9 protein-coding genes and 1 pseudogene are annotated in these 14,763 nt (G+C 44.7%); 2 read left to right on the forward strand and 8 right to left on the reverse strand.

The genetic code is table 11. The annotated features are described in order from the left end of the window. Positions 1-66 precede the first annotated feature (66 nt). Positions 67-888: pseudogene (gene motY, locus JCM16456_RS10905) on the reverse strand (flagellar protein MotY); the annotation flags it as partial. 362 nt (positions 889-1,250) lie between these two features. On the opposite strand from motY, the gene rnt reads away from it, so the two are divergent. Both rnt and JCM16456_RS10915 read left to right on the forward strand, forming a co-directional pair. Continuing rightward, positions 1,251-1,910, forward strand: a complete 660-nt coding sequence (rnt, locus tag JCM16456_RS10910) for a ribonuclease T (protein ID WP_068714248.1) — start codon at positions 1,251-1,253, stop codon at positions 1,908-1,910. A 91-nt stretch (positions 1,911-2,001) separates the two neighbouring features. Then, entirely contained in the window at positions 2,002-3,327 is a 1,326-nt protein-coding gene (locus JCM16456_RS10915) for a Na+/H+ antiporter family protein (protein ID WP_068714249.1), read from the forward strand. A 155-nt stretch (positions 3,328-3,482) separates the two neighbouring features. Here the strand turns inward: JCM16456_RS10915 and purF are convergent, their stop codons facing one another. The 7 genes from purF to JCM16456_RS10950 all read right to left on the reverse strand — a co-directional run bounded on the left by purF (position 3,483) and on the right by JCM16456_RS10950 (position 14,530). After that, positions 3,483-4,997 carry an amidophosphoribosyltransferase gene (purF, locus tag JCM16456_RS10920; RefSeq protein ID WP_068714256.1) on the reverse strand — a complete coding sequence of 505 codons (1,515 nt, stop codon included), beginning with the start codon at positions 4,995-4,997 and terminating at the stop codon, positions 3,483-3,485. A gap of 36 nt (positions 4,998-5,033) precedes the next feature. Next, on the reverse strand, positions 5,034-5,522 hold the full coding sequence (locus tag JCM16456_RS10925; protein ID WP_068714257.1) for a CvpA family protein: 489 nt from the start codon (positions 5,520-5,522) through the stop codon (positions 5,034-5,036). 62 nt (positions 5,523-5,584) lie between these two features. Further along, positions 5,585-6,121, reverse strand: a complete 537-nt coding sequence (locus JCM16456_RS10930) for an SPOR domain-containing protein (RefSeq protein WP_068714258.1) — start codon at positions 6,119-6,121, stop codon at positions 5,585-5,587. Beyond that, positions 6,122-7,399: a bifunctional tetrahydrofolate synthase/dihydrofolate synthase gene (folC, locus tag JCM16456_RS10935; RefSeq protein ID WP_068714259.1), complete on the reverse strand. Its 1,278-nt coding sequence runs from the start codon at positions 7,397-7,399 to the stop codon at positions 6,122-6,124. Positions 7,400-7,442: 43 nt separating this feature from the next. Beyond that, positions 7,443-8,366: an acetyl-CoA carboxylase, carboxyltransferase subunit beta gene (gene accD, locus JCM16456_RS10940; RefSeq protein WP_068714261.1), complete on the reverse strand. Its 924-nt coding sequence runs from the start codon at positions 8,364-8,366 to the stop codon at positions 7,443-7,445. A gap of 174 nt (positions 8,367-8,540) precedes the next feature. Next, entirely contained in the window at positions 8,541-9,335 is a 795-nt protein-coding gene (truA, locus tag JCM16456_RS10945; protein ID WP_068714263.1) for a tRNA pseudouridine(38-40) synthase TruA, read from the reverse strand. 101 nt (positions 9,336-9,436) lie between these two features. Continuing rightward, positions 9,437-14,530 carry a FimV/HubP family polar landmark protein gene (locus JCM16456_RS10950; protein ID WP_068714268.1) on the reverse strand — a complete coding sequence of 1,698 codons (5,094 nt, stop codon included), beginning with the start codon at positions 14,528-14,530 and terminating at the stop codon, positions 9,437-9,439. Between the last annotated feature and the right edge of the window lie 233 nt (positions 14,531-14,763).

The following is a 14,763-nucleotide window of genomic DNA, read 5'->3' on the forward strand; positions in this document are numbered from 1 at the left end:
AAAAAATAACTATGTTTTGAAATCAGCACCTTGCCTAACTTGAGGTGGCTTAAATACGACTAGTAGTTAGTAGTACATTTCACTGCGCCCTAGTGATATCACAACACGACGGTTTTTCTGCTTTCCTATTGGTGATGCGTTATCGGCAACAGGCCGACGTTTACCGTAACCTTCGACTTGAATTCTGTCTTGAGCAAGTCCGAGCGATTCAAAATACTTACGCAAAGATTCCGCACGTTTTTCGGATAGATCTTGGCTTACATCTTTAGTTTCACTTGAATCGGTGTATGTCGATACCAGAACGAGATCAATATCTTTGTTGTAGCGGATATATTCAGCAACTTGAGCTAAGCGTTTTTGCGATGCCTTGTTCAGCTCTATGCTGTCACCCCGGTCGTAGTGCAAAATTGTGAATGAGATATCTTCAAAGCTGTAGGGTAACAACCTCGATATACAAGCGTTAAAGGCGTTATACGGCGCTTGAAACAACACTGACGACAGTCCTATTTCAATACGTCGATCCGAGCTTTGCCATTCGTTATAACTGAACGTTGGGTAACTTCCTTTTTCTAACTCGCTTAACATAGTCCATGCTGTTTGCCCGCCGACATAACCATCAAACTGCTTAAAAAACTTCAATGTCGTTAAACGATTAGCACTTTCCCCTGGACGCCATGCTGGCGGCATGGAGACCAAACTCACATCGCGAGTCTCCCCCATAGGGCGCAACATTTTCAGTTCAAAATCGAGGTTGATTTTTTTCCCTGCATGAGACGAGAATTCCGCATCGCCAAAATTTGGAATCGTATGAATAAGGCGGCATTCTAGCGGTGTATCCGTTGCTAGATTCCATGTTGACTGTTCTGGTTTTGCTACGTAATGCATTTCAAATGCATTGGCAACACTAGGCGCCAAACATATTGCCGCCCCCAGATATAACGCAACCTTTTTATTCATAAGAATTTTTCTCTATTTAATAGCTTTTATCAAAGGCAAATACTTGCCATACAACATGAGACTAGCTTAACAATGCAAAAATCCCGCCAATATTCGTATAACTGTAGGTAACTCTACCGCTATCATGAACATGTCTCTCATTATATCGCTATGGATGAATCAAGCGTCACTATCTTGAGGTGACTTGAGTAGAGGATGAAAGCTAATTAATTCCCTATAAAACCGTCAGTTTGGTTTTTCTTATCTGCAGAATCTGTAATAATGCTGCCCCTGTCACACATACTAGGGTACACATGAAAGAAGTAGATGAAGCACTCACCCTGAAAAAACGCTTTCGTGGCTATTTTCCAGTGGTTATTGATGTAGAAACAGCCGGATTCAATGCACAAACTGACGCTTTGTTGGAAATATGCGCAGTCACCCTGCGTATGGACGAACATGGCGATCTCCATCCTGCCTCGACTATTCATTTTCATGTTGAGCCATTTGAAGGCGCTAATATCGAAAAAGCGGCATTGGAGTTCAACGGTATTTATGACCCATTTAGCCCACTTCGCGGTGCAGTTAGCGAAGAGCACGCGCTAAAAGAGATCTATAAACAAGTGCGAAAAGAGCAAAAAGCGGCTGATTGTAGTCGCGCTATTATCGTTGCTCACAATGCTACCTTTGATCACAACTTTGTGATGGCAGCGAGTGAACGCTGCAAAATGAAACGCGTTCCATTTCATCCTTTCGCTACCTTCGATACAGCAACGCTTGCAGGGCTTGCTTATGGTCAAACTGTCTTAGCTAAAGCTTGTCGTACTGCAGGGATGGATTTCGATAATCATGAAGCTCACTCAGCCCTTTACGATACCGAGCAAACGGCTCAATTATTCTGTGGTATCGTCAATAAATGGAAAGCCCTTGGCGGCTGGCCTTTATTAGCTGACGACGAAGAAGACAACGCATAAAAATACTTACAATGTCTTTTGATTCCATTTAACGAGAATCACTCCCTCCATTTCGGTGAGAAAATAAAAGACGTAAACGTTCGAGAAATATATGAATCCTGTAGTTATTTCTGTCTGCATAATGCTGGTGCTAGCATTAATGCGAGTCAATGTAGTGGTAGCGCTCACCTTTAGTGCTATCGTGGGTGGATTGGTATCGGGCATGAGCCTACCCGATTCGGTTGCCGCATTTGAAAGCGGCCTTGGTGGTGGTGCGACTATCGCACTGAGCTACGCTATGCTAGGAACATTTGCTGTAGCTATCTCTCGCTCCGGCATCACAGATTTGCTTGCGCAATTTGTTATCAAAAAGCTGCATGGCAAAGAGAACAACGCCCCCACCACTGGGCTAAAGTATGGCGTTCTAGTGGCTCTACTATTGATGGCAGTTTCATCACAAAACGTCATTCCGGTGCATATTGCCTTCATCCCGATTTTGATTCCACCTTTGCTAGGTGTATTTGCCAAACTCAAACTTGACCGTCGCCTTGTGGCTTGTGTCCTGACCTTTGGTTTGATTACACCATACATGGTTTTGCCAATCGGCTTTGGCGGTATCTTTCTCAACAATATTTTGCTGAAAAACTTACATGATAACGGGCTAACAGATGTGACGGCAGCGCAAGTCCCAACAGCAATGTTATTACCCGGTGCGGGTATGCTTTTCGGTCTGTTAATCGCAGTATTCTTTACTTACCGTAAACCACGCGAATATCGAGCAACTGAACACACTTCGACAGAACAAAAAGCCATTACCATCAATAAAAAACACATTGCCATTGCAGCCCTTGGCATCATTGCTGCTCTAGCCGTTCAACTAGTGACAGGATCAATGATCATTGGTGCATTAGCTGGCTTTATGGTGTTTACCTTTGGTGGTGTGATTGCGTGGAAAGAGACACACGATGTCTTTACCCAAGGTGTCCATATGATGGCAATGATTGGCTTTATCATGATTTCAGCTGCCGGTTTTGCTGCCGTAATGAAAGCAACTGGTGGTGTAGAATCTTTGGTTCACGCCTTGTCGACTGGCATTGGTGACAACAAACCCCTTGCAGCACTTCTGATGTTAGTTGTTGGCCTACTGGTTACGATGGGGATTGGTTCTTCTTTCTCAACGATTCCTATTATTGCTACCATCTATGTTCCACTGGCGTTGGCATTTGGCTTCTCACCAATGGCAACAATCGCGCTAGTGGGTACGGCGGCGGCGTTAGGCGATGCTGGCTCACCGGCTTCAGACTCCACCTTAGGCCCAACCTCAGGCTTAAACGCAGACGGTCAGCACGAACACATTTGGGAAACCGTGGTTCCTACGTTTATTCACTACAACGTACCTTTGATTATCTTTGGTTGGATTGCGGCAATGGTGCTGTAACCATTCAAACTGTGGTAATCATTCAAACTAAAGTCAAAAGCAGCGCACTAGCGCTGCTTTTTTGTATCTTGAATTTTTTTGTATCTTGAATTGAGGTCCAACAAAAAGGGCTTGGAAAATCCAAGCCCTTTTTCATTGTTCGGTAAACGAAGCTATTAAGCCCCTTCGTTATACAACTCTAGGTTAGCGAGATCTTGCTTTAGCTCTTGAATCTCTTTGGCGTCATCGTTACGCATTGCATCCAAGTGGTCCAAATAAGCTTGGTCGATATCACCTGTTACGTATTGGCCATTGAACACAGCTGTTTCAAATTGTTCAATATCAGGATTTCCTAGACCAACGGCTTCAACCAAATCTTCTAACGTTTGGAAAATTAATGCATCAGCGCCGATTTGCTTACAAATCGCATCGTTATCACGACCATGCGCAATCAACTCATTCGCACTTGGCATATCAATGCCATACACGTTAGGGAAACGAATCTCAGGAGCCGCAGAAACCATGTATACCTTCTTCGCGCCTGAATCTCGAGCCATCTCAATGATCTGCTCAGATGTGGTACCACGAACAATAGAGTCATCTACTAACAATACGTTCTTGTCTTTAAACTCAGAGCGGATTGCGTTCAACTTACGGCGAACGGATTTTTTACGTTGTTGTTGGCCCGGCATAATAAACGTACGGCCAACATAACGGTTTTTCACAAAACCTTGGCGGTATGGTTTATCAATCGCTTGTGCAATACGTAACGCGATATCATTAGACGTTTCTGGGATAGGAATGACCACATCAATATCTAAATCAGAAAATTCATTCTTGATACGCTCACCTAATTTAATGCCCATTTCAACACGAGCACTGTACACAGAAATTTTATCGATAAATGAGTCTGGACGAGCAAAGTAAACAAACTCGAAAATACATGGGTTCAATTGTGGGTTATCAGCACATTGCTTAGAAAATAGCTGACCATCAAATGTTACATAAATTGCTTCGCCTGGTGCGACATCACGAACAAAATCAAAACCAACCGCATCGAGCGCAACAGATTCAGAGGCTGCCATGTATTCAGTACGACCATTAACAACACGCTTGCCAAGACATAAAGGGCGAATTCCGTGCGGGTCGCGAAATGCGATCATACCGTGACCGATAATCATAGCCACAACCGCGTAAGCACCTTTGATAGTACGGTGAACGTTAGCTACCGCGCGGAATACATCGTCTTCGTTCACATTGCCGCGAACAGTATCAATTTCATGAGCAAGAACGTTCAAAAGAACTTCTGAATCAGATGTGGTGTTTACGTGGCGGCGGTCTTTATCAAACACGCGTTGACGAACTTCACTTGCATTGGTGAGGTTACCGTTGTGTGCCAACGTAATACCGAAAGGAGAGTTAACATAGAAAGGTTGAGCTTCAGAAGCGCTTGAGCTGCCTGCTGTTGGGTAACGAACATGACCAATACCCACTGTACCCTGCAGTCTTTGCATGTGTCTTGCTTCGAACACATCCTTAACTAAACCGTTCGCCTTGCGCAGACGGAAACGATTGCTTTCTATGGTACAAATACCCGCGGCATCTTGGCCACGATGCTGCAATACCGTTAATGCGTCATAGATAGACTGGTTTACAGGCGTTGTGCCCACGATTCCAACAATACCACACATGTGCTAATCCTCGATTTGCGACAATAACTGGCGCGGTTAAGCGCCAGACATAAAACTTGATGATGACATTATGTGCTCAAAGAACGGCTCTATAATCGGTTTAAATTTAGGCACGAGTTCTGAATTTTGCCACCAATCAGCGGCGGCAAAGTTAGTGAACGTGTCAATAAAGACTAAAGCGGCTGCAACGATTAAAACGCCACGCAACGCACCAAACACCACACCTAAAACTCGGTCTGTACCAGATAGGCCCGTCTTCTGCACTAATTGTGCTATCACATAGTTAACAATGGCTCCGACAATCAATGTGGCAACAAACAAAATACCAATTGCTGCCCCATCGCGGAATGTCTCATTTTGGATGTTGGTTAAGTACACTGCCAAACGGGAGTAATACTGCGAAGCAATAAAAAATGCTCCAAACCAAATCACTAACGACAATGCTTCCTTAGCAAAGCCACGAATCAAACTGATCAAAGCAGATAGCCCGATCACACTTAAAATGACGATATCTAACCAATTCATGAGTTTTTACATCTTAAGTTGGCGCGCATTTTAACAGAAAAACGCACGACGCAAACGTTTTCTTATGGGTTTAGTGGTTTAAATTTAAGCAATTGACCTTTTGCACCGGTGATTTTTTCCAATTCACCGAGTTGACGCTCCAATTTGCTCTTTGACACATCAGGGCCGACAATTACTCGTGTAAAACCATTTTCTTGTTTCGTATGAGCTTGATAGCCTCTTTTCTGCAAGTCTTTTACTAAAGTTTTAGCGTTATCTGCATTCTTCAAAGCCATCAGTTGAATCAACCAAGCATCATCTTGGTAAGCATTCGTATCAGGTGTCTCTTGAACTTCCGTTTTTAACGGCTTATTGGCTGATGCTTTCGTTTGCTCTTCCGTCACCGTTACGGGTGTCTTGGGCAAAGTGGCTTTATCTTCAACCGGGTCAAGTACCTCAAACTGTTCAGCTTGGCTGTCTAGCTCTGGCTTAATTGGAATACTGGCAACATCATCTTTGTAATGTGTTTTTTGTCCATCCAACACATCCGGTAAAATAATTACACCAAACGCAACTAAGACGATGGTACCTACCAAACGGCTTTGAAACTTGCTCGCCATTTATTCTCCTTTACTTTGCCAATGCTCCAGCACCTCACCAACGGTGTGGAATGAACCGGCGACGACTATGACATCCTCAGCAGATACTTGTGTCAACGCTGCTTCAAAAGCCTCAACTGGTGTATTAAATTGCTGTAGAGATTCTTCTGTATGAAGTTGGATGTTTTCCACCAGCTCCTTTGCGGTAGCGGCTCGAGGCCCGGTAAGAGAAGCTGGATACCAATGTTCCACAATAGGAGCCAAAATCGACATCGTCGAAGTAATGTCTTTATCGTGTAACATGCCGACCACTAAATGAACTTTTTGGTTTGGATAACGGGCTTTAAGTTGATTAACCAAATATTGTGCAGAGTGAGGGTTATGTGCCACATCAAGCAGAATCAAAGGAGCAGTATGGATTTTCTGCATACGACCCGCTAATTGAGCGTTATTCAAACCATTAACAATATCAACGTCAGTGATCTCAAGCCCTGCGGTGCCTAATGCCATCAATGCTGTTGCCGCATTGGGTAATGGCAATGTTGGAATGGGTAAATGGTCTAAATCAAAACTGCCATTGTGCCAACGCCAAGTTGTCTCTGAAGTCACCTCATAATCAAACTGAATCCCCACTTGATAGAACTCAGCACCAATATCATCTGCATGGGCTGCAACCGTGGCTGGCGGCTTCGGTTGACCACAAATTGCGGGTTTGCCACCTCGGTAGATGCCGGCTTTTTCATAACCAATCACATTGATGTCATCACCCAGCCAATCAACATGGTCAACAGCAAGACTGGTAATGACTGACACATCATGGTCAACAACGTTGGTCGCATCCAGGCGACCACCTAACCCTACTTCCAGTAGCAGGATTTCGACTTTTTCGGTCTGAAAAATTCTTAATGCTGCTAACGTGCCAAACTCAAACAAGCTTAACGACACATCACCGCGTTGTTCTTCGATATACGCGAATGCATCAGTGTGTTTTTCATCGGATAGTTCTTGACCATTGATACGAACGCGCTCGTTGTAACGAATCAAGTGAGGGGAGCTGTAAACACCAACCTTGTATCCCGCAGCCAAAAGAATAGCTTCCATGAGCGCACAAGTGGAGCCTTTGCCGTTAGTGCCAGCAACTGTGATGATAGTGGGTGCCGGTTTGGTCAATCTTGCCTTTTCAGCGACTTTTGACACGCGCTCAAGACCAAGATCGATAGCAGAAGAGTGAATATGAGTTAAATAATCAAGCCACACCGCTAGTGGGGATGTGGCTTGAGGAATAAGGATATGTTTCATCTAACGTGTAACCATATTTCCGTTGGTTTAGTTAGTGCCTACTTTACCCTTTTTTATCCGCTTCTGGTACAGAATATGATTCTTCTTGTTCTGCATCTTCTTCAGTGACTAGCGGAGTTTCGTGGTGAGTCATTTTAGCCAATAGACCAGCAACACGTGTGCGCATTTCGCGGCGATCAACGATCATGTCGATTGCTCCGTGCTCTAGTAAGAACTCACTGCGTTGGAAACCTTCTGGTAAATCTTCACGCACAGTTTGTTCGATAACGCGACGACCAGCAAAACCAATTAGTGCTTTCGGTTCACCAATATTGATATCACCTAGCATCGCCAGACTTGCAGATACACCACCCATCGTTGGGTCAGTCAGCACAGAAATAAAAGGCAGGCCTTTTGCTGATAAGCGCTCTAAAGCAGCACTGGTTTTCGCCATTTGCATTAGAGACATGAGGGCCTCTTGCATACGTGCACCACCACTTGCTGAAAAACACACCAAACCACAGTTGTGTTTGATAGCTTCTTCAACAGCTTGTACAAAACGAGCACCGACAACAGAGCCCATAGAACCGCCCATGAAAGAGAACTCAAATGCACACGCCACAACAGGTACAGACATTACTTCGCCTTTCATTGCGATCAATGCGTCTTTTTCACCACTGTTTTTTTGCGCTGCAGCAATACGTTCTTTGTAGCGTTTAGAGTCTTTAAACTTCAATTTATCTTGAGGTTCAAGTTCTGCTGCAATTTCGTAACGACTGCTATCATCTAAGAATGTTTCTAGACGACGACGCGCCTTCATTCGCATATGATGATTACACTTAGGACAGACTTCCAAGTTGCGCTCTAGCTCTGCGTAATACAGAACCTGCTCACATGAAGTACATTTCGTCCACACCCCCTCAGGAATGTTTGCTTTGCGAGAACTAACAATATGGGTTTTGTCTAAAATCTTTTCGAGCCAACTCATGGAAGACCTTTTACTCTAACTCTCCCGCACCATCGCGAAAGATACAAATCGAATATTAATGCGTGAGGATTAAACCACATAAGTTACTATCTTTGCACAAAAAACTGGTTGTACCTATTTTTTCGTACCGTTTCACGCATATCTCTTTGGAGTTTTTGATGCAATTTTATCCAACTAGTTCAGGTTGTCCGGTAAAAATAACGGACCAACTGGAACTTTAGGTAAATCAAACTCCTGTGGATAATCCACTTCCACTAAATACAGACCTTCCGCTTTAGCAGTTGGTCCTGCCAAATTACGGTCTTTTGCCTGCAATAACCATTGAATCCATTCTGTTGGTTGTTCACCGCGACCAACCACGATCAAACTACCAACGATATTACGCACCATATGGTGTACGAAAGCATTTGCTTTAATATCAACCACAATAAAATGCCCATGTCGAGAGACATTTAAATGCATAACGTTACGCCAAGGGCTTCGTGACTGACAGTGCGCAGCACGAAATGACGTGAAATCATTTTCGCCTAATAAATATTGACCAGCGAGATGCATTTTTTCTGCATCTAAATCGCCGTGGTAATGGCTAATGCCTTTGTCCAAAATAGCCGGACGGTAAGCATGATTGTAAATAATATAGCGGTAGCGACGCGCTGTTGCACTAAAACGAGCATGAAATTCTTCCGGAACTTCTTTCGCCCAACGCACAGCAATGTCTTTGGGCATGTTCGCATTTGCGCCCATAGTCCATGCCACCATTTTACGAGTTGCAGTTGTATCAAAATGCACAACCTGCCCCGTACCGTGAACCCCCGCATCAGTGCGGCCAGCACACTGAACTTCTATCGGGTGATTTGCAACAACACTTAGCGCCTTTTCTAACGATTCTTGGACACTTTTCACTTCCCGTTGTCGTTGCCAACCAAAGTAATGAGCGCCATTATACTCAATACCTAAAGCGATTCTCATGATGTTCTCTCGTTAAAAATGGGGCGAGAAGTATAATATCAATTAGCCACAATTTCTAATTACTCAACGAAAAAGGCAGGAATTCCTGCCTTTTCTTTACTTTACGCGCGCCCATTAAGAACATCGATTAGGTGTTTCGCTTGACGACGAATTTCGTCATCTCCATCAACAATCGCTTCTTCTAGAAGCTTTATCGCACCTTTATTATCGTTCATTTCAACGTACATTTTGGCGAGATCCAGTTTTCCTGCAGCTTCTGCGTTTAGATCGACATCAACATTAGATATCGCGCCAATCACATCAGGAAACTCATTTAAACCGACATCCAATTTGAGATCTTCATCATCTGGATTAAAGCGTTCATCGTCTTCTTCCACTTGAGCCATCAACTCATCGATTGTCATGTACTTTTTATTCGGTTCATAATTTTCGATGTTTTCTTGTTGGCCCCAATTCTCTTCAGCCACTTCTGGTGATTGATTCTGAATTGTGTCATTCCATACCGCTTCTTCTTCTGCTGGTACGTCATCTGGAATCTCAGCCTGTTGCTCTGGAGTGAGATTAAAACCATTCCAATCTTCTCCTCCCACTTCCAACATAGCGTCGAGGTCCATACCTGCACTATCAATCGTACGCGCGTCGATAGGCTGGTCAAAACGGAATGGAGCTTGTTCACTTTGCGTTTCATCTAACCAGTTATTGAGAGATTGTTCTTGGTACTCTTGTTCAATCTCTCCAGCAGATTTTGCAACTTTCTCTTGTGAGGGCTCAGAATCCGCTTCACCAAGCTGATCATTAGATAACACTTGTTCGTCATCTAAATCTGCATCATTCGATAGAACATTATTGTCATCCGCTTGAGCGGCATGTTCATCTGACTCGCCAAATGCAGCAGCTAAGGCATCTTCTTCAGTGAATTCAGGAAGCTCATCCTCACCAACTTCAAAGTCCGCTAATTCAAACTCATCATCTGTAATCGGATCTTCCGTTAAAGTTTCTCCAGGCTCGTCTGCTACTGAAGCTAATGCATCCTCTTCGGTAAATTCAGGTAACTCTTCATCACCTAATTCAAGATCGCCTAGGTCAAAATCGTCGTCTAACGCGAACTCATCTTCCGCTACTTCCGATTCAGCAGGTGCGGCGGTCTCTACTTGCTCTTTAGCCTCAACAGGTGTTTCAGCGATTTCTGCTGGCTCATCTGCCGCTGCAGCTAATGCATCTTCTTCGGTAAACTCAGGTAACTCTTCATCACCTAATTCAAGATCGCCTAGGTCAAAGTCGTCTAACGCGAATTCATCTTCCGCGACTTCCGATTCAGCAGGTGCGGCAGGTTCAACTTGCTCTTCTGCTTCAACAGGCGATTCAGCGATTTCTGCTGGCTCATCTGCCGCTGCGGCTAATGCATCTTCTTCGGTAAACTCAGGTAGCTCTTCGTCACCTAATTCAAGCTCGCCTAAGTCAAAATCGTCGTCTAACGCGAATTCATCTTCCGCCACTTCCGATTCAGCAGGTGCGGCAGGCTCAACTTGCTCTTCTGCTTCAACAGGCGCTTCAGCGATTTCTGCTGGCTCATCTGCCGCTGCAGCTAATGCATCCTCTTCGGTAAACTCAGGTAACGCTTCATCACCTAATTCAAGCTCGCCTAGGTCAAAATCGTCGTCTAACGCGAATTCATCTTCCGCCACTTCCGATTCAGCTGGTGCGGCTGGCTCAACTTGCTCTTCTGCTTCCACAGGCGTTTCAGCGATTTCTGCTGGCTCGTCTGCTACTGAAGCTAATGCATCTTCTTCAGTAAATTCAAGTAACTCTTCATCACCTAATTCAAGCTCGCCTAGGTCAAAATCGTCGTCTAACGCGAATTCATCTTCCGCCACTTCCGATTCAGCAGGTGCGGCAGGCTCAACTTGCTCTTTAGCCTCAACAGGCGTTTCAGCGATTTCTGCTGGCTCATCTGCCGCTGCAGCTAATGCATCTTCTTCGGTAAACTCAGGTAGCTCTTCGTCACCTAATTCAAGCTCGCCTAGGTCAAAATCGTCGTCTAACGCGAATTCATCTTCCGCTACTTCCGATTCAGCAGGTGCGGCAGGCTCAACTTGCTCTTCTGCTTCAACAGGCGCTTCAGCGATTTCTGTTGGCTCATCTGCCGCTGCAGCTAATGCATCCTCTTCGGTAAACTCAGGTAACGCTTCATCACCTAATTCAAGCTCGCCTAGGTCAAAATCGTCGTCTAACGCGAATTCATCTTCCGCCACTTCCGATTCAGCAGGTGCGGCAGGCTCAACTTGCTCTTTAGCCTCAACAGGCGCTTCAGCGATTTCTGCTGGCTCATCTGCCGCTGCAGCTAATGCATCTTCTTCGGTAAACTCAGGTAGCTCTTCGTCACCTAATTCAAGCTCGCCTAGGTCAAAATCGTCGTCTAACGCGAATTCATCTTCCACCACTTCCGATTCAGCAGGTGCGGCAGGCTCAACTTCCTCTTCCGCTTCCACAGGCGCTTCAGCCACATCTTCCAGTGGTTCAGGAATAACTTGTTCATCTTCAACAACGCTAGGAGTGTCTACCTCATCCAGTTCAACTCCGTCCGGAGCAACTTCATCTTCTTGTTGTTCCTCGGGCTGTTGATGAGCAAGGACTGACTCTTCTTCATGCTCTATTTCAGGCGAAGATTCTGCGTCTTCCTCCGCATCAGAATCCAAATCAACTTGCGGTTCAAGAGTTTCCAATTCTGGCTGAGGTTGGCTCTCGCTCTCTTCTAATTCGTCTCGGTCACTGTTTTCAGGCAGCTCTTGCTCAGCCAAATCAAAGATGGCATCTTCTTCAAGAGGCGCGATTTCGTCCTCGTCATCGATTAACCAATCGTCTGCTTGAGGGACACCAAATTCGTTGGCCACCGGCTCTGGTGTACTAGAATCCGTCCCTTCAATTTCAGGATTGAAATCAAACTCATCATCTGAACGAGCCTGTTCTGAATCCGCGGCAAAATCAAACTCACCTAGCAGTGGATCTTGCTCGGGAACGTTACTAATCAAATCATCAATAAAGTGTTCGCTATCAAAAGGCTCTTCTGGATCTTCTGATTCTTCTAATTGTTCCGGCTCTTCTTGTTCTGCCGTCGATTGTTCAATCTCAAGCAATTCATCAAACAGATCTACGCCATCGGTATCCTCACCCGCTTCCGGAGACTCTTTCTCCATCGCCAAGAGATCAGGATCTTCGGCCAAATTCAAATCATTACTAGAAGACTCTTCATCAATAAACTCATCTAAAAGCTCAATACTGTCATCGGATAGATCGAAATCCTCTTCCGCATCATCTTCATTTAGAAGCTCATCAAGTGTCTCGCCGGTCTCGAGCTTGGCGAGAAGATCATCATCCTCTTCAGCATGCTGTAGATCTTCCGGCTCTTGTAATAGCTCATCAAGCAGTGCGACACTATCATCTTCTACGATTGGCGCATCTGAGCCACCAGCTTCTTCATCAAGTAACTGATTTAGTAACTCCTCTTCCTCAGATGTTGCCAATTCAGCACTTAATTCACTTTCATCAAGAGCTTCTTTTTCTAACGTCTCAAGATCTGCTTGTGATTCTATGTTGTCGAATAACGAATCTAATTCATCGTCAGACGCTAAGCTGTCACTTAAGTCGAGATCGTTATCATCATCTAATGCAACTTCGCCTAAATCCAATTCATTGGTAGTAGCTGCATCATCGTCGTCAAGGAAAGAGCTAAAGTCGACCTCTTCATCACTTGGGTCACTCTCTCCGCTTGCTAGTAATTCATCAAGCAGAGATTGATCCAATGAGTCGGAGTCTAAATCTTCTCCCTCATCCGTATCACCAGCTAACAGGTCTTCAATGTCATCTTGAGATATTGCTGAATTATCATCGTCATCGGATAGGTCGAAAATATCTGAACCAGCCTCATCAGCTTCTTCATCCAGCGTACGCTGCATTTCATCCAAACCAATTGCAGGTTCATCTTCTAGAACAGAATTCGACAAGTCATCATCAAGGTCGCCATCATCACCAATTCCGGCAAAGAGGTCTTCCCCGTCTTCATCCCCTAAATCAAAGTCAATGTCATCAGTACTCAGCTCAGAGAGCAGGTCTTCCTCTTCGTTCTCATCCGTTACTGAATCATCAAAGAGCGCTTCTTCTCCAAGATCATCTGAATCACCGAACAAATCTTCATCCAACTTGAGATCATCATCATCCATATCCATTGGTTCATCACCAAGGGTAATTGGCTCATCAGTGACGGGAGCTGGCTGCTCAAGTATTTCTGTTTCTTCTTCTTTTTTACCTGCACGACGATTCAGCAGCATCACAATCAGTAACGCAATAAGTACGCCAGGGATAAGTGCCAAACCGGCCACCAGCCAAGTATTGGATAACAAACGATCCATTGACGACGGTGCTAAACGAGCCGCTTCTTCTCGCTTCAGTTTTTCCTCTGCTAGCAGTTTTTCAACTTCGCTACGAATACGGTTTTCATCACCTAACTGCTGTTTTAGATCGGTCACTTCTGTTTGAACATCGCTGAGCATTAGGCGTAAACGATGGTTCTTTTCTTCCAGAGCCAACAATTCACTTTGAGAGCTTGTGAGTTCTTTTTGTAAAATGGCCGCTTCTTTATTCGCAGTATTTTCAACTTGAGTTTGAGTTGACGCAGCTTTTGTCGTGGTATCAACTGCACTTTTTGGTGTTTGTGTTACTGGCGTTGACGGCGCAGTCGTTGGTGCCGGAGTCCTCGTCTCATTTGCTAAGCGAGCTTGATGCGCTTGCATTACACGCACCGCTTCTTGAGTCGTTGCTCTTTGGACTTGAGCTAATGATGGAATCCGTAAAGTACTCCCCGGTATCAGGGTGTGGATATTCTGATTTTCAAACGCTTGAGGATTAAGACGATAAATCGCTAGGAGCGTCTGTTGAACAGACACTCGAGTTGAAGGTCGTAACTCTGTCGCAATTGACCATAAAGTATCTCTGGCCGTCGTTGGACCAAAAAATCGAGCTGGCTGATTTTCAGCAGCGACAGCTTGCGTATTACGCACGACTTCACTGTTATATTGAGGGGCTGATTGAACTTGGCCTGACGGCCCGAGAAGACGAATCCCCTCCGCACTCACAACAGAAGTCTGAGTCACGGCTGCTACTGCAACGGGCAATAGCAAACGCTTAAAAAATTGACGCATATAAGGCTCAGCTATGTGCTTGGATAAATTAAAATGAGATCTGTTAAATATATCGGAATCATGGGACAAAACTACAGAAAGAAACGCAAAAAATGTGTGTAGCTACTAATAATCGCATAAATCTCACACTAATTTGTTTCAAACGTCCACCTGACCTACAACAGCGTATGTAATCTTGAAACAAAAATAAAGCCAGCATTAACGCTGGCTTTAACATTTTCTTACTGCAACAG

Origin of the sequence: Vibrio tritonius, from assembly GCF_001547935.1 — a bacterium.
GTDB classification, from domain to species: Bacteria; Pseudomonadota; Gammaproteobacteria; order Enterobacterales; family Vibrionaceae; genus Vibrio; species Vibrio tritonius.

Bases quoted from the DNA above. Each gene is read 5' to 3' on its own strand.
- rnt (WP_068714248.1), top strand. From the start codon at position 1,251: ATGAAAGAAGTAGATGAAGCACTCACCCTGAAAAAACGCTTTCGTGGC.
- JCM16456_RS10915 (WP_068714249.1), top strand. From the start codon at position 2,002: ATGAATCCTGTAGTTATTTCTGTCTGCATAATGCTGGTGCTAGCATTA.
- purF (WP_068714256.1), bottom strand. From the start codon at position 4,997: ATGTGTGGTATTGTTGGAATCGTGGGCACAACGCCTGTAAACCAGTCT.
- JCM16456_RS10925 (WP_068714257.1), bottom strand. From the start codon at position 5,522: ATGAATTGGTTAGATATCGTCATTTTAAGTGTGATCGGGCTATCTGCT.
- JCM16456_RS10930 (WP_068714258.1), bottom strand. From the start codon at position 6,121: ATGGCGAGCAAGTTTCAAAGCCGTTTGGTAGGTACCATCGTCTTAGTT.
- folC (WP_068714259.1), bottom strand. From the start codon at position 7,399: ATGAAACATATCCTTATTCCTCAAGCCACATCCCCACTAGCGGTGTGG.
- accD (WP_068714261.1), bottom strand. From the start codon at position 8,366: ATGAGTTGGCTCGAAAAGATTTTAGACAAAACCCATATTGTTAGTTCT.
- truA (WP_068714263.1), bottom strand. From the start codon at position 9,335: ATGAGAATCGCTTTAGGTATTGAGTATAATGGCGCTCATTACTTTGGT.
- JCM16456_RS10950 (WP_068714268.1), bottom strand. From the start codon at position 14,530: ATGCGTCAATTTTTTAAGCGTTTGCTATTGCCCGTTGCAGTAGCAGCC.